Annotated in this window: 12 protein-coding genes and 4 tRNA genes; 14 read left to right on the top strand and 2 right to left on the bottom strand. The window is 62.0% G+C overall.

Annotated features, from left to right (window positions below; genetic code table 11):
• Nucleotides 1–110: 110 nt before the first annotated feature.
• Complete coding sequence (locus tag LA343_RS00535; protein WP_025403615.1) at nt 111–803, top strand: demethylmenaquinone methyltransferase; 693 nt, start codon at nt 111–113, stop codon at nt 801–803.
• A 30-nt stretch (nt 804–833) separates the two neighbouring features.
• Here the strand turns inward: LA343_RS00535 and LA343_RS00530 are convergent, their stop codons facing one another.
• Nucleotides 834–2,195 carry a geranylgeranyl reductase family protein gene (locus tag LA343_RS00530; protein ID WP_025403614.1) on the bottom strand — a complete coding sequence of 454 codons (1,362 nt, stop codon included), beginning with the start codon at nt 2,193–2,195 and terminating at the stop codon, nt 834–836.
• Between the two features lie 121 nt (nt 2,196–2,316).
• On the opposite strand from LA343_RS00530, the gene LA343_RS00525 reads away from it, so the two are divergent.
• The 9 genes from LA343_RS00525 (at nt 2,317) to rplA (ending at nt 7,330) form a co-directional block, all read left to right on the top strand.
• A complete protein-coding gene (locus LA343_RS00525) occupies nt 2,317–3,354 on the top strand; it encodes a polyprenyl synthetase family protein (RefSeq protein WP_025403613.1) in 1,038 nt (345 codons plus the stop codon).
• A gap of 138 nt (nt 3,355–3,492) precedes the next feature.
• Nucleotides 3,493–3,574, top strand: a tRNA-Tyr gene (locus tag LA343_RS00520).
• A 293-nt stretch (nt 3,575–3,867) separates the two neighbouring features.
• A tRNA-Thr gene (locus tag LA343_RS00515) sits at nt 3,868–3,940 on the top strand.
• Nucleotides 3,941–4,011: 71 nt separating this feature from the next.
• A tRNA-Met gene (locus LA343_RS00510) sits at nt 4,012–4,088 on the top strand.
• Nucleotides 4,089–4,374: 286 nt separating this feature from the next.
• Nucleotides 4,375–4,447, top strand: a tRNA-Trp gene (locus tag LA343_RS00505).
• Nucleotides 4,448–4,503: 56 nt separating this feature from the next.
• On the top strand, nt 4,504–4,845 hold the full coding sequence (gene secE / locus LA343_RS00500) for a preprotein translocase subunit SecE (RefSeq protein WP_025403612.1): 342 nt from the start codon (nt 4,504–4,506) through the stop codon (nt 4,843–4,845).
• Between the two features lie 202 nt (nt 4,846–5,047).
• Entirely contained in the window at nt 5,048–5,941 is an 894-nt protein-coding gene (gene nusG, locus LA343_RS00495; protein ID WP_025403611.1) for a transcription termination/antitermination protein NusG, read from the top strand.
• Between the two features lie 153 nt (nt 5,942–6,094).
• On the top strand, nt 6,095–6,535 hold the full coding sequence (rplK, locus tag LA343_RS00490; RefSeq protein WP_025403610.1) for a 50S ribosomal protein L11: 441 nt from the start codon (nt 6,095–6,097) through the stop codon (nt 6,533–6,535).
• An 84-nt stretch (nt 6,536–6,619) separates the two neighbouring features.
• On the top strand, nt 6,620–7,330 hold the full coding sequence (gene rplA / locus LA343_RS00485; RefSeq protein WP_025403609.1) for a 50S ribosomal protein L1: 711 nt from the start codon (nt 6,620–6,622) through the stop codon (nt 7,328–7,330).
• A gap of 71 nt (nt 7,331–7,401) precedes the next feature.
• Here the strand turns inward: rplA and LA343_RS00480 are convergent, their stop codons facing one another.
• Nucleotides 7,402–8,331 (bottom strand): esterase/lipase family protein, encoded by a 930-nt coding sequence (locus LA343_RS00480; RefSeq protein WP_025403608.1) that lies wholly within the window; start codon nt 8,329–8,331, stop codon nt 7,402–7,404.
• 437 nt (nt 8,332–8,768) lie between these two features.
• Here LA343_RS00480 and rplJ point away from each other — a divergent pair, with 437 nt between their 5' ends.
• The 4 genes from rplJ (at nt 8,769) to rpoB (ending at nt 15,459) form a co-directional block, all read left to right on the top strand.
• Complete coding sequence (gene rplJ / locus LA343_RS00475) at nt 8,769–9,284, top strand: 50S ribosomal protein L10 (protein ID WP_025403607.1); 516 nt, start codon at nt 8,769–8,771, stop codon at nt 9,282–9,284.
• Nucleotides 9,285–9,422: 138 nt separating this feature from the next.
• Nucleotides 9,423–9,809: a 50S ribosomal protein L7/L12 gene (gene rplL / locus LA343_RS00470; RefSeq protein ID WP_025403606.1), complete on the top strand. Its 387-nt coding sequence runs from the start codon at nt 9,423–9,425 to the stop codon at nt 9,807–9,809.
• Between the two features lie 691 nt (nt 9,810–10,500).
• A complete protein-coding gene (locus tag LA343_RS00465; protein ID WP_025403605.1) occupies nt 10,501–11,613 on the top strand; it encodes a cell envelope lipid trafficking protein PgfA in 1,113 nt (370 codons plus the stop codon).
• A 333-nt stretch (nt 11,614–11,946) separates the two neighbouring features.
• Nucleotides 11,947–15,459, top strand: a complete 3,513-nt coding sequence (gene rpoB, locus LA343_RS00460; RefSeq protein WP_025403604.1) for a DNA-directed RNA polymerase subunit beta — start codon at nt 11,947–11,949, stop codon at nt 15,457–15,459.
• The last annotated feature ends 76 nt before the right edge of the window (nt 15,460–15,535 follow it).

Below are 15,535 nucleotides of genomic sequence, written 5' to 3'. Positions count from 1 at the left end.
TGTGCCGGACGTCTGCGTCGGCGTTGCTGCCGTGCCTGCTCACGTTCACGCCCAACAGCTAGATCGCCTGGCTGTCCGAACCGCGCGTGCAGGCAGGTAGGATGCAAAGCGTGTCTAGGGCAAGTTTGGATAAGAAGCCGCACGAGGTCGCGTCGATGTTCGACGCTGTGGGCAAAAAGTACGACCTCACCAACACCATTCTGAGCTTCGGCCAGGACCGCTATTGGCGCAAGCGCACCCGCCGCCGCCTGGGACTCAAGCCCGGCGACCTTGTGCTCGACCTCGCCGCTGGCACCGGTGTGTCCACCGAGGAGTTCGCCACCACCGGCGCCTACTGCATCGCCTGCGACTTCTCCTTCGGCATGCTTGCTGCGGGCAAGCGTCGCGACGTGCCCATGGTCTGCGGCGACGGCACTCAGCTGCCCTTCGCGGACAACACCTTCGACGCCGTGACCATCAACTACGGCCTGCGCAACATCGTGGACTTCCGCGCCGGGCTGCGCGAGATGGCCCGCGTCACCAAGCCCGGTGGCACCCTCGTCATCGGCGAATTCTCCACCCCGGTCGTCCCGATCTTCTCGACGATCTACAAGGAATACCTCATGCGCGCCCTTCCGCGAGTCGCCCGCGTGGTGAGCTCCAACCCGGATGCCTACGAGTACCTCGCCGAGTCCATCCGCGCCTGGCCTAACCAGGAAGAATTGGCCCGCGAGATCGCCGACAACGGCTGGGAGAATGTGGGCTGGCAGAACCTCACCGGTGGCATCGTGGCCCTCCACGCGGCTACGAAGCCCCTGGATTAGATCCAGAACTGGCCCCAGAACTAGCCCCACCTACCCGGCCGTCCCGAACAACGGCCGCGAATCCGCCGCCCACAGCGCATCCACGCCCCGGGACAACCGCCCCGCCCCGCGCCACAGCCGCGCGGCCACGTCGCGATCCTGCGGCGTGACCAAATTGCCCATGAGCCGCGCCGCCGTGCCCATCACCGAGCTCGCCAGCGGCCCGCGCATCCCCACCGGCCCAATCGCCGCCAGCAGCCCCGGCACCGTGAGGATCATGGCCAACCTCCGCGCCAGACTGAACGCATCGCCGTAGTGCTCCCGCAGCACGGTCGGCCACATGTGCGTGAGCCCCTCGGGGTTGCGCCCCGCATCGCCCAACAGGTCCACCACGAGCTGCGCCGACTCCAGCCCATAGTCAATCCCCTCGCCGTTGAGCGGATTGACCAGCGCGGCCGTATCGCCAATCGCCGCCCAGTTGCGCCCTGCCACGCGCGTGACCGCCCCGCCCATCGGCAGCAGCGCGCTCGCTACCTTCTGCGGCTCGCCGCTGATCTGCCACTCGCCGCGCACCTGGTTGGAGTACGTGACCAGCAGCTTCTTCGTATTCACCCGCGCCGGCCGGGACGTGGTAGCCAACGCGCCGCATCCCAGATTCGCCGCCTGGCCGCCGAGCGGGAACACCCACCCGTACCCCGGCTGAGCCACCCCGTCATCGTCGCGCAGTTCCAGGTGACTGTGGATCCACGGCTCATCACCCCGCGGGGTCGTGATGTAACTCCGCGCGGCCACCCCATGAACCATGCCCCGCAGCCACTGCACACCCATTTTTCGTGCGACGCCGCTACGCACGCCCTCCGCCAGCAGCACGAATCGCGCCTCGAATGTTGCTTCCCCACCGGAAGCAACGCGGCCGCGCAGCCCCGAAATGTGGTCTGGGTGGGGGCCCGTGGTGGCGTCGATAATCTTGACCCCGCCCACGAAACGCGCCCCGGCGGCCACGGCGTGGCGCAGCAATTGCGTGTCCAACGACCGGCGAGCAACGGCGCTGCCGCGCGCCGGAAACGCGCTGGGCTCGGGCCACGGGGCGGTCGCCGAGCCGCCGAACCCGTGCAGTTTGAGGCCGCGGATGGTGGGGGCGTCGTCGAGGATATGACCGGCCCCCATGGCCTGCAGAGCACCGACGGCGCGGGGAGTGAGCCCGTCGCCACACGTCTTATCGCGGGGCGTGACGAGCATGTCCGCCATGTCCACGACCAGCGTGTCGTAGCCCGCCCGAGCGGCGTGATACGCAGCGGCCGAACCGGCGGGACCGGCGCCCACAATGACCACGTCGGCCGAGTAGTGCGACCGGTCCCGGCGGGGCTGATCGCCGGACGGCGAGGCGGGGGTGGGCTGTGTTGTATCCATCATCGACATTCTTACACGCAATGGGGACGAAGACGGGTGGTGGGCTAAGGTATCGTGAAAGAGCGATACAAAGCGATACTCAAAACGCGAATGACGTTAACGAAGGACGAGGCTGACCACGGACATGGCAAGCACTGACCCTGCCGCTGCGACTCCACACTCCGCGGCCCCGAACCCAGCGGCACCGGATCTGGGAAACCCAGAGCTCAACGCCACGCTGGAAGCGGGGATGCAGCGCGTAGAGACGATGCTGCTGGACCAGCTCGCACAGGGTGAAGACTTCCTGGTCGACAAGATCAGGCACCTTGCGCTGGCCGGCGGTAAGCGATTCCGCGTGGCATTCGCCCTGCTCGCGGCTCAGTACGGTGACTCCCCGACGAACACGAATGTGGATCGGGCCGCAGTGGTCGTTGAGCTCACCCACCTCGCCACGCTGTACCACGACGATGTCATGGACGAATCCGACCGCCGCCGCGGTGCCGAGAGCGCTAACAAGCGGTGGGGAAACTCCATCGCCATCCTGGCTGGCGACTACCTGTTCGCCATCGCCTCGGACATCATGGCCGAGCTGGGTACGGAGACGCTACGGCACTTCGCTGCGACGTTCCGCGAGCTCGTGACCGGCCAGATGCGCGAGACTGTCGGCGCGAAGCCAGGCGAAGATCCCATCGAGCACTACATGCAGGTCATCCAGGAAAAGACCGGCGTGCTCATCGCTTCTGCCGGCTACTTGGGGTCACTGCACGCGGGTGCCGCACCGGAGCACCGCGAGGCGCTGTTCCAGTTCGGCCGGCACATGGGTCAGGTGTTCCAGATTGTGGACGATATCATCGACATTTGGGCCGACCCCGAAGTCTCCGGCAAGGTTCCGGGAACCGACCTGCGCGAGGGTGTGTGGACCCTGCCGGTGCTGTACGCGATGCGTCAGGAGGACGAGATCGGTGCCCGGTTGCGCGAGCTGCTCGTGGGGCCGGTGACCGACGACGCCACGGTGGACGAGGCCCTGGAGCTCATTAAACGGTCCCGCGGCAGGGAACTGGCCGAAAAGGACGTGGAGCACTACCGTGCGCTGGGCGAGCAGGAGCTCGACAAACTCCCCGCTAACGAGGTCACGGAAGCGCTGCGTCACCTCATGGGCTTCGCGCTGAAGCGCCTGGGCTAGATCACCCATTTCACTGCGATGAGCAGTGCATTTGTGAAAAAGTGGGGCGTTCATAGTAAGGTTACGAGCGCACCATCAAGGGGCGCGAGACACTGTGTGACATGCACTGTGACAATCGTGGCTGTTGATAGGACTGCTGCCAGATTGCCCGAGCGGCCAAAGGGAGCGGACTGTAAATCCGCCGGCTCTGCCTTCGTTGGTTCGAATCCATCATCTGGCACACTTTCCAGCCCTGGTTGGCGTGATCGTCGGATCGCGCCGGCCAGGGTTTTGTCGTTGCTGGTGCTCACTGGCCTTATGGGGCGGTTACTGGAGTTGAGTGACTGGATGAGTCGGGCGGGTGAGTCGGGTGGGTGCAGGACAGGGTGAATGTACCGACCGCTCACAAGTGCCATGTACCCCCGCCGAAACTGCCATTACGCTGCTGATTTGTGGAATGTGCAGTGGGCTGGTTAAGCTACATCAGGCTTCAACAGCAACGGGCATGCGCCCAGAAGCGCAGTAGAAGCGATTGCCCCCTTAGCTCAGTCGGCAGAGCGTTTCCATGGTAAGGAAAAGGTCGACGGTTCGATTCCGTCAGGGGGCTCTGTCAATTTTTACGGCCGTCGCGAGACGTGATTCCACAGACCGTGGTCGGTCCGTGAGAAGCTGACACGTGGCGGTGTAGCTCAGCTGGTTAGAGCGCACGACTCATAATCGTGAGGTCGAGGGATCGAGTCCCTCCACCGCTACCACCAACCCCGCCCCGGAGTTTCGATACGGAACACTGGGGCGGGGTTCTTTGCTGCCGTAGCTGTGCTTTCTGGTGCTTTCTTGTGTTTTCCTGCAGCTGGGCTCGGGCTCTTGCTGTGGCTTTTCCTGTGGCTTTTGCGTTGCGTAAACAAACGCTGGTAGTGTTCACCCCTGTTGCTAGTCAGCTCGGATGAAGCCGCGTGCTATCATCAATGACTTGTAACACCGAAGCAATGCGTTGTGTGAACGTCCGCGAGAGTTCTCCGGCACCAGCACAACACGTTGATTAGGGGCGTGGCTCAATTGGCAGAGCAGCGGTCTCCAAAACCGCAGGTTGCAGGTTCAAGTCCTGTCGCCCCTGCAAAGATCTTCACCACGAATGATCGTCCTAAGCAGGAAACCCTTGAGGAGCTTATAGTGAGCGACGAGAGCACCAAGTCTCCGGCCGCCGGTACCCCCGGCGACGGCGGCGCACTGCGCCCGTCCGGAAAGCGCCAGGTGGCTGGCCAGGCCACCACCGCCGCTGCCACCAGTCGCTCCAAGGCACCTGAGGTCGTGAAGACCCGCCGTAACCCCTTCACCGCGATCTTCGACTTTTTCCGCGGTGTCTTCTCCGAAATCGGCAAGGTCATCTGGCCCACCGGCCGCGAGATGGTGAACTACACGCTTATCGTTCTGGCCTTCCTCATCTTCATGATCGCCCTCATCGCGGGCGTGGACTGGGTCGCTACCTTCCTGCTGCAGAAGATTCTGGCCTAAAGACTCAGGCCCAGTGATTGTGGCCCAGAGATTCTGGCTTAGTGATTGTGGCTAAGCCCCGCCCCTCGTGGTAGAATCACTGACATCAACCGCCTAGCGCTTCCAAGCGCAGGCGGATTTTTAATGGACACAACCGCACCCAGCCGCCCGCCCCACTCCTCGGGGCGGACGCGCCCCGGGGCACCCACGGAGGATTCTTCACATGAGCGAAGACAACACTGGAAACGCCGAGCACAACGAACTCAGCGCCGAAGGCCTGGCCGCCGCGGCACAGGAAGACGTGCAGCAGGCCGTCGCAGAAGCCAACAATGAAGCAGCCAGCGGAGCTGACTCCACTGACGCAGCTGACTCCGCCAGCACCGACGAGAACGCCGGGGCTGGGGAAGCTGGTGGCGTCGACGGCGAAGAGCAAAGCCCCGAAAATGCAGCCATGGCGGCGTACAAGGCCCGTCTGCGCGAGTTCATGCGTGCGCTGAAGAAGCTGCCCGGCGACTGGTACATCATCCAGTGCTACAGCGGCTACGAGAACAAGGTGAAGACCAACCTCGAAATGCGCGCCCAGACCCTCGGCGTGGACGAGCAGATCCACGAAGTCGTGGTCCCCATCGAGGAAGTAACCGAACTCAAGGACGGCAAGCGTAAGCAGGTCAAGCGCAAGCTCCTGCCCGGCTACGTGCTGGTGCGCATGAGCCTGGAGGATGCCTCCTGGTCCGTCGTGCGCGACACCCCCGGCGTGACCAGCTTCGTGGGCAACGAGGGCAAGCCGACCCCGGTGAAGATCCGCGAAGTCGCCAAGTTCCTGCTGCCCCCGGAGACCGCCACCGCGCAGGCTTCCGAGGATGCAGAGGGCGGCGAGGCCACCGTGGACGTGTCCTCCACCGGCGTGGCAACCCCGCCGAAGCCCGCCAGCGAGACCGTGGTCGTGGACTACGAAGTGGGCGAGTCCGTCACCATCCTCTCCGGCCCCTTCGCCTCCGTCTCCGCCACCATCTCCGAAATCGACGCGGAGAACAACCGCCTCAAGGCCATGGTGTCCATCTTCGGCCGCGAGACCCCGGTTGAGCTGGAATTTGATCAGGTGGAGAAGCTCAACTAGGGTTGGAATGTCTTGCGCCCAGAATCTCCAGAATCTGGGGCGCAAGAAAAGCACAATAAACGTTTCCCGGTGGCCGGTGAGACTCCGGCATCCGGTCGATGACCCGCGCCAGCCAAACGCGGAGTCGTTGATAACACAAAGGTAGGTACCAACATGGCAAAGAAGAAGGTCACAGGCCTCATCAAGCTGCAGATCCAGGCCGGCCAGGCCACCCCGGCACCGCCGGTTGGCCCCGCCCTGGGTGCCCACGGCGTGAACATCGTTGAGTTCACCAAGGCATACAACGCAGCAACCGAGTCCCAGCGCGGCAACATCGTGCCGGTCGAGATCACCGTCTACGAAGACCGTACCTTCGATTTCAAGCTGAAGACCCCGCCGGCAGCCAAGCTGCTGCTGAAGGCCGCTGGTCTGCAGAAGGGCTCTGGTGTGCCGCACACCGACAAGGTCGGCTCCGTGACCTGGGATCAGTGCAAGGAGATCGCTGAGACCAAGAAGGAAGACCTCAACGCCAACGACATCGAGAACGGCGCACGCATCATCGCAGGCACCGCCCGCTCCATGGGCATCGTTGTCGAGGGTACACCGGGCAATTAAGCCCGCAACTCCACTGAAATACACCGTGGAAGGGCCGCTTGCTGGCCCGCAACCACAACTCCAACACCCAAGATTGGAATGATCATGAGCAAGACTTCTAAGGCTTACCGCGCCGCAGCGGAAAAGATCGACGCTGGTCGCCTCTACAGCCCGCTGGCAGCCGCCAAGCTGGTCAAGGAGACCTCCTCCAAGAACTTCGACGCCACCGTGGATGTTGCCATCCGCCTGGGCGTTGACCCCCGCAAGGCCGATCAGCTGGTCCGCGGCACCGTCTCCCTTCCCAACGGCACCGGTAAGGACGTCCGCGTGATCGTCTTCGCCGAGGGCCCGAACGCCACCGCGGCCCAGGAAGCTGGCGCTGACCACGTTGGCACCGCAGAGCTGATCGAGAAGATCCAGGGCGGCTGGACCGACTTCGACGCCGCCATCGCCACCCCGGACCAGATGGCCAAGGTCGGCCGCGTGGCCCGTGTGCTGGGCCCCCGTGGCCTCATGCCGAACCCGAAGACCGGCACCGTGACCACCGACGTGGCCAAGGCCGTCTCCGAGATCAAGGGCGGCAAGATCTCCTTCCGCGTTGACAAGGCTGCCAACCTGCACGCCATCATCGGCAAGGCATCCTTCTCCGAGGAGAAGCTGGCTGAGAACTACGGCGCCCTCATCGAGGAGCTGCTGCGCCTCAAGCCTTCTTCCTCCAAGGGTCGCTACCTGAAGAAGATCACCCTGACTTCCACCAACGGCCCGGGTGTGCCGGTGGACAACACCGTGATCAAGGGCTTCACCGAAGAGGCCTAAGCTTCCTCAGCACACAACAATCGTGCATCACCGCCGACTGTCGGCCGGATGATGCACGGTTGTTTTTGTGTCTAGCGGCGTCGACGAGAAGAACGAGAAAGTCGAGAAAGCGGCAGCTTGGGCAGGTTGAACTCACCCAGCATCGGCAGAATCCGCGGGCGCCGGAACGTGCGATCCTGCGGATCCAGAGCCTCCAGCACGATGTCCACCACGCGCGGGGAGTACAGCATGGATAGGTGGCTGGAGAAGTCGAGACGGCTGCCACCATCTTGCAGGTGCACGTTATTCACGGTCGCGCCCTCGCCAGCCTCGAAGACCTGATCCTGCCAGGGCGTTGCGATGCCGTCGAAGGCCGTGGTGATCAGCGTGTAATCCACGCCAGGAACGGTATCGCCGTTCTGGTTCAGGTATTCGCCGAATTCAGAGCCCAAGCGCTGGTCGATCGCGGCGCCGCCGAGGATTTTCTCTAGCAGACCATGAACCTTGTTGGAGGGATCGAGCTTGCCCGCGATCGTGGAGATGCCGCTCAGCGTGGTGCCGTGTGATGCCGGGCCAATGCCAATGAGCTTGCGCACCCGGTTCTTGGTCGGATCATCCGCATTCGACCCGCCAGAGTCACTGAGGAATAACCGCGCCTGGGCGGCGCCCTGCGAGTGTCCCACCAGATCTACCTGGTCGGCGCCGGTGCGCTCGATGACCTCGTCGATGAACTGGGCGACCTCGCGGTGCGAGCGGCGCAGGTAACCGCAGGCATACACGCCGCTGGCCTTGCCCACGAAGCAGTTCGGGTCCTTGCCGTAATTGAACGCGAATACCGCGTGCCCGGCCTTGATGAGCTCTGGGGCGAGGTAATCCCACGTGTTGTACGCATTGAGCCACGTGCCGTGGATGAGTACCACTGGAACGCGCCCGTTGAGTGGCTCGTCCCACTTGTTTACGCCGTCGGGGAGGGGGTTGTCCGTGAAGATCGATCCGAGGAACTTGGGAATGAAGGCATCCATGGGTACAGCGTAGTGAACGGCGACTCACTGCACTGGTGTTTTCGGTGGAAGGATGGCGGAAGGATTTTGGCCTCGACGCCGCCAGGGTGTAAAGTCCTTCGAGGAAGTTTGACAACGTCAAGTTTTCACCGAAGACCGTCGGTCATCATACTCCGGCACCGTCTCGCACAAGATCTCTCTTCACGCGAGCCCGGCCGCTGGGGGATGGTTGAAGGTTCATCGCTTACGATGACGGCCCACGCAGGTAACACTGAGACGTTCACGACGATTCCCACTGAGTTCGATAACCGAGCCGCCGAGTGGTTGAATCCGACTGGATGCGCCCTGTGCCCCTGCGGGTACGGGGCGCTTAGTCGTTGGAGAGTGTTGCCCTTCACACCATGATCGTCGGTGCACGTACAGACGTACACCGTGAATATCAGGAAGGAGGCGAGAGTATGGCTAACCCGAAGAACACCGCTGCACTGGCAGAGCTCAAGGAGCGTTTCGAGAAGGCAGACGCAACGCTGCTGACCGAGTACCGTGGCCTGTCCGTGGCTGAGACCACTGAGCTGCGTCGTGCACTGGGTGCGGATGTCACCTACTCCGTCGCCAAGAACACCATGATCAAGCTGGCTGCTCAAGAAGCCGGCGTTGCTCTTGATGAATCCCTGCTGGTCGGTCCTACCGCTATTGCTTTCATCTCCGGCGAAGCCGTGGATGCAGCGAAGGCCATGAAGGACTTCGGCAAGGATCACAAGAACTTCGTGATCAAGGGTGGCTACATGGACGGTGCCGCGCTCGATGCAGCTCAGGTTGAGGCAATCGCCGAGCTGGATAACCGCGAAACCACGCTGGCCAAGCTGGCTGGCGCCATGCAGGGTTCCTTGGCAAAGGCCGCTGGCCTGTTCAACGCACCGGCTTCCCAGGTTGCACGCCTGGCTGCCGCTCTGCAGGAGAAGAAGGACCAGTAAGGCCCCACGGGATCCTCCGGGATCCTTGGCCGGGATCGCACACCGCGTCTCGGCCGGTGTAGTTACTCGAAGCGGTTCGCGCCGCAGTAGCTACCACAACTACAGACTTTTCAACACCACAAACGAAAGGATGCCATCATGGCTAAGCTCAGCAAAGACGAGCTCATCGAGGCTTTCAAGGAAATGACCCTCATCGAACTGTCCGAGTTCGTGAAGGAGTTCGAGGAGGTATTCGACGTGACCGCTGCCGCTCCGGTTGCAGCTGTTGCTGCTGGCGCTCCCGGCGCTGCTGCTCCCGCTGAGGAGGAGAAGGACGAGTTCGACGTCGTGCTCGAGGATGCCGGCGCTAAGAAGATCGGCGTGATCAAGGTTGTCCGCGAGATCGTCTCCGGCCTGGGCCTGAAGGAGGCCAAGGAGCTGGTTGAGTCCGCTCCTAAGGCTCTGCTCGAGGGCGCTTCCAAGGACGACGCCGAGGCTGCCAAGACCAAGCTGGAAGAGGCTGGCGCCAAGGTCTCCCTCAAGTAAATTCTTCATCGAATTTGCTTTATCCCCCGCTTCACGGCGGGGGATTTTTCCATGGTCGGGTGGGTGATTGCTTCGAATCATTCGCGCTACATCGCCGCAGAAAAGGGATCGCTTTCCGTATTAGTACTTGTACTGCCCCATAGCATCATCGTCGTGGGGGTCGATCGTGCCGCCTCGGGCAGTCATCAACACTCGTCTGCGGGCGAGTATCGGGAGGGTGCAGTCAGTAGTGCTGTCCATCCTCAACTAGGCTCTCATAGGCTTTGCTGTCGACAAGTTTGGTTTTCCTGTGTTCCTTAGTGGAACGTGATGTTGCACCTCGTCGGAGGTTCTTTTTGGACGCCTTTGTTGCCTTCGCGGCGCTCCAAGAAAGATCCCGCGACAGGCTGTGGTCAACTATGAGGAAAAGGTCATCGAACTAGGAAATGACGACAACTATGGTCTCGGCAACACCTTCTTCCCGAGGATGAGGGCCTGCTAGGAAAGTTAGGCCCCGCTGATCTGCGTCAACCACGAATATCGCCAACTAATGTCATTGAATAACCTCAGTATTACGTAAGGCCCAGGCCCAGCCACTGCTGGTGTGCGTTTTGGTGAGCAAGAACTTTCAGCAGATCACCGTGGAGTAGGTTAGTCTTGCCCACAAGGCCCCGCTGCCCCTGTCGTCACGAGACCTCCGAGGAAGAAACACATGAAAAGTAAGTCCCGCATCATCGCGGTCTTCACCCTGTTGGCTGGGGTTGCCATGTTCACAACGGGACTGTTGCTTCCGAAGGTCGTTTCCAAGGACAAGCCGATTCCTCTGAACCTCGCGGCGACCACGCTCACGCTCACTGATCCGGCCGCCACGATTGGCCCCGCCTTCCGCCCCAATGGCAAGGAGGAGACCATCACGGCCCCGGTCAATCGCCAGTTCAACATTTCCCTCGGTCAGCCGGCCACGGAGGAGACCGCGTCGGCACGGATGGGCGTGTCCACCGCTCGCACGGACGTCAAGGACGATCTGCAGTCGTTGCTTAGCGCCGAGGTGTGGAGCTTCACGATTGACCGCCTCACGGGTGATGCAGAGGGCGATGCGAAGGTGCAGGACACTCCCGCCGCCCCACCTGCGGAGGTTCCCATTGACGGGTTGTGGGCCAAGTTCCCGCAGTGGACTGAGCAGAAGACCTATCCCTATTTCGACGCCACCCTGCGCCGGACCGTCCCGGCGGAGTTTAAAGGGACTGTCAATCGTGTGAACTCCCAAGGCCAAGACGTGGAGCTCTACGTCTTCCGGCAGGAGATCGAACCAACGAACGTGGCGAAGCTCTACAACGGTTTCCGCAATAAGACCGCCGTGGATCAGGATGGCACGCTTGTGGAGGGTTACCTCTTCCACAGCGGATGGCGTGAGATCCTTGTGGAGCCTAGGACGGGGCTCATGGTGGGTGTTGAAGAGAAGATCGACGATGTATACCGCGACCGGGATGGTAAGGAGCTACAGCCGCTGTTGCGTTTCCATGGAAAGACCCGCCAGGGCATCCAGGAGGCGATGCTGACGCAGGCGATGGATACGAGTGGTCAGCGGGAGACCACGAAGGTGAGCGTGGTGCTCATGGTTGCTGGTGTTATCATTGCTGCAATCTCGCTGTTCGTTGTCCTGTGGCCGCGGAAGAAGCGGGCAAACGGTGCCGACGACCCTGACGGCACCGATGGCACAGACGTCATTGGTGGCACTGACGGCACCGGCGAAGAGCACGAGACGCAGGACACAAAGGACGCGCACGATTCCGAGCGTGGTGGCGCGGGCGATGGGCGCGCGTAAACGCAATGTCAAGTTAGGGGTAGACAAGGCGCGCCACATGCTATAAGATAGCTCGTTGCGCTGGATTAAGGTGCACGAGGACTGTGACAAGCGAGCGATGTGATAGTGGCCGTGGCTGCCAACAACTTTATAGCTGGTGGCGACACCGATCACAATGCAACACTTCAAGAGGCTTTGGCAAATTCGCTAAAAATGCGATTTGACAAGGTCGTTTAGTCATTCCTTGAGACAGTTTCTCGGACCCATAATCCATCTTTAACGACCATCACAAGACCGTACACTCGCACCGTCATGTTGCGCTGCAGCTCCACCACGTGGCGCGGCGTGACAGGTGTGCTGGAAGGACCCATCTTGGCAGTCTCCCGCCAGACAAGCTCAGTGGCTGGAATCCCCGGAGCTTCGCAGCGTTACTCGTTCGCGAAGATCGATTCTCCGATCGAGGTTCCTGGCCTTCTTGACCTCCAACGAGAGTCCTTCGCCTGGCTCGTCGGCAGCGCCGATTGGCGTGCCCGCGCTCAGGCCGAGGCAGGGGAGGGCGTCCGCGTCACCAGCGGACTGGAAGACATTCTCGAGGAGCTCTCTCCCATCGAGGACTACTCCGAGAACATGTCCCTGACCCTGTCCGAGCCCCGTTTCGATGAAGTGAAGTCCACCATCGACGAGGCGAAGGATAAGGACATTAACTACGCGGCACCGCTGTACGTGACCGCGGAATTCACCAACGCAATGTCTGGTGAAATCAAGTCCCAGACCGTGTTCATCGGCGACTTCCCGATGATGACGGACAAGGGCACCTTCATTATCAACGGCACCGAGCGCGTCGTCGTGTCGCAGCTCGTGCGTTCCCCCGGCGTGTACTTCGACGAGTCCATGGATGCTTCCACCGAGCGTCCGCTGCACTCCGTGAAGGTGATCCCTTCCCGCGGTGCTTGGTTGGAGTTCGACGTCGATAAGCGCGACACCGTTGGCGTGCGCATCGACCGCAAGCGTCGCCAGCCCGTGACCGTGCTGCTGAAGGCCCTCGGCCTGACCACGCAGGAGATCACCGATCGTTTCGGTTTCTCCGAGATCATGATGTCCACCCTGGAGAAGGACGGTGTTGCTAACACCGACGAGGCTCTGCTGGAGATCTACCGCAAGCAGCGTCCGGGCGAGTCGCCGACGCGCGATTCCGCTCAGGCTCTGCTGGAGAACTCGTTCTTCAAGCCGAAGCGCTACGACCTGGCCAAGGTGGGTCGCTACAAGGTCAACCGCAAGCTTGGCCTGGGTGGCGACAACGAGGGCACCATGACCCTCACCGAGGAAGACATCCTCACCACCATCGAGTACCTGGTTCGCCTGCACGCTGGTGAGCGCACCATGACCTCTCCCGCTGGCGTCGAGATCCCGATCGCTACGGATGACATCGACCACTTCGGTAACCGCCGTCTGCGCACCGTGGGTGAGCTGATCCAGAATCAGGTCCGCGTGGGCCTGTCCCGCATGGAGCGCGTTGTCCGCGAGCGCATGACCACCCAGGATGCGGAGTCCATCACTCCGACCTCCCTGATCAACGTGCGCCCGGTTTCCGCTGCCATCCGCGAGTTCTTCGGCACCTCCCAGCTGTCCCAGTTCCTGGACCAGAACAACTCTCTGTCGGGCTTGACCCACAAGCGTCGTCTGTCCGCTCTGGGCCCCGGTGGTCTGTCTCGCGAGCGCGCGGGCCTTGAGGTGCGCGACGTTCACCCGTCTCACTACGGTCGCATGTGCCCGATTGAGACTCCTGAGGGTCCGAACATTGGTCTGATCGGCTCTCTGTCGTCCTACGCTCGCGTGAACCCCTTCGGCTTCATCGAGACTCCGTACCGCCGCGTCGTGGACGGCCAGATCACTGACGAAGTGCATTACTTCACTGCCGACGAGGAAGATCGCCACGTCATTGCACAGGCGAACACCCCGTTCGACGAGAACCACCGATTCACCGAGGATCGAATCGAGGTGCGCCTGCGCGGCGGCGACGTGGAGGTCGTGCCGTTTGATCAGGTGGACTTCATGGACGTGTCGCCACGACAGATGGTTTCCGTGGCTACCGCCATGATTCCGTTCCTCGAGCACGATGACGCTAACCGTGCCCTCATGGGTGCGAACATGCAGCGTCAGGCTGTGCCGCTGCTGCGTTCCGAGGCTCCCTTCGTGGGCACCGGTATGGAGCTGCGCGCTGCGTACGATGCCGGCGACATGATCATCGCTCCGAAGGCTGGCGTGGTGGAGTACGTCTCCGCTGACTACATCACCGTCATGGATGACGATGGTGTGCGCGACACCTTCATGCTGCGCAAGTTCGAGCGCACCAACCAGGGCACCAGCTACAACCAGAAGCCGCTGGTCGATGAAGGCGAGCGCGTGGAGGCTGGCCAGGTGCTGGCTGACGGCCCAGGTACCGACCAGGGCGAGATGGCTTTGGGCAAGAACCTGCTCGTTGCGTTCATGCCGTGGGAAGGCCACAACTACGAGGACGCCATCATCCTCAACCAGCGCATGGTTGAAGAGGACGTTCTGACCTCCATCCACATCGAGGAATACGAGATCGATGCCCGCGACACCAAGCTGGGCCCCGAGGAAATCACCCGCGACATCCCCAACGTGGGCGATGACGTTCTCGCTGACCTTGACGAGCGCGGTATCGTGCGCATCGGCGCCGATGTGCGCGATGGTGACATCCTCGTCGGTAAGGTCACCCCGAAGGGTGAGACCGAGCTGACTCCGGAAGAGCGCCTGCTGCGCGCCATCTTCGGCGAGAAGGCTCGCGAGGTTCGCGATACCTCCATGAAAGTGCCGCACGGTGAGACCGGCAAGGTCATCGGTGTTCGCGTATTCTCCCGCGAGGACGATGACGATCTGGCTGCGGGTGTCAACGAGATGGTGCGCGTCTACGTGGCTCAGAAGCGCAAGATCCAGGACGGCGACAAGCTCGCTGGCCGCCACGGCAACAAGGGTGTTGTCGGCAAGATCCTGCCGCAGGAAGACATGCCGTTCCTCCCGGATGGCACCCCGATCGACATCATCCTCAACACCCACGGTGTGCCGCGCCGTATGAACATCGGCCAGGTGCTGGAAGTGCACCTCGGCTGGTTGGCCAAGGCCGGTTGGAAGGTTGACACAAACTCTGAGGATCCGAAGATCCAGAAGATGCTGGAGACCCTGCCTGAGGACCTCTACGATGTGCCCGCTGACTCTCTGACCGCCACCCCGGTGTTCGACGGTGCGTCCAACTCCGAGCTCTCCGGTCTGCTGCGCTCCTCCCGCCCGAACCGCGACGGCATCCGTCTCGTGGATGACTTCGGCAAGGCGCAGCTCATGGACGGCCGCTCCGGCGAGCCCTTCCCGTACCCGGTGTCCGTTGGCTACATGTACATGCTGAAGCTTCACCACCTGGTCGACGAGAAGATTCACGCTCGTTCCACCGGCCCGTACTCCATGATCACCCAGCAGCCGCTCGGTGGTAAGGCCCAGTTCGGTGGCCAGCGCTTCGGTGAGATGGAGGTGTGGGCAATGCAGGCATACGGTGCTGCCTACACCCTGCAGGAGCTGCTCACCATCAAGTCCGACGACGTGGTTGGCCGCGTGAAGGTCTACGAGGCAATCGTTAAGGGCGACAACATTCCGGATCCGGGAATCCCCGAGTCCTTCAAGGTGTTGCTCAAGGAGCTGCAGTCCCTCTGCCTCAACGTTGAGGTTCTGGCGGCAGACGGCACTCCGATGGAGCTGTCCTCCGACGATGACGATGAGCTGGAGAACGCCAACGCAGCCCTGGGCATTAACCTGTCCCGCGATGAGCGTCCAGACGCTGACCTCGACGTCAGCTAGGAACTCCACAGACCTTAAGAAACATCTGACCTTCGTTCACTTTTCAAGGCCCTCCACAGGAGGGGAAAGGAAGTTC

Origin of the sequence: Corynebacterium falsenii (assembly GCF_020099275.1) — a bacterium.
Lineage (GTDB): Bacteria > Actinomycetota > Actinomycetes > Mycobacteriales > Mycobacteriaceae > Corynebacterium > Corynebacterium falsenii.
This window is presented reverse-complemented; position numbering and strand designations above follow the sequence as displayed.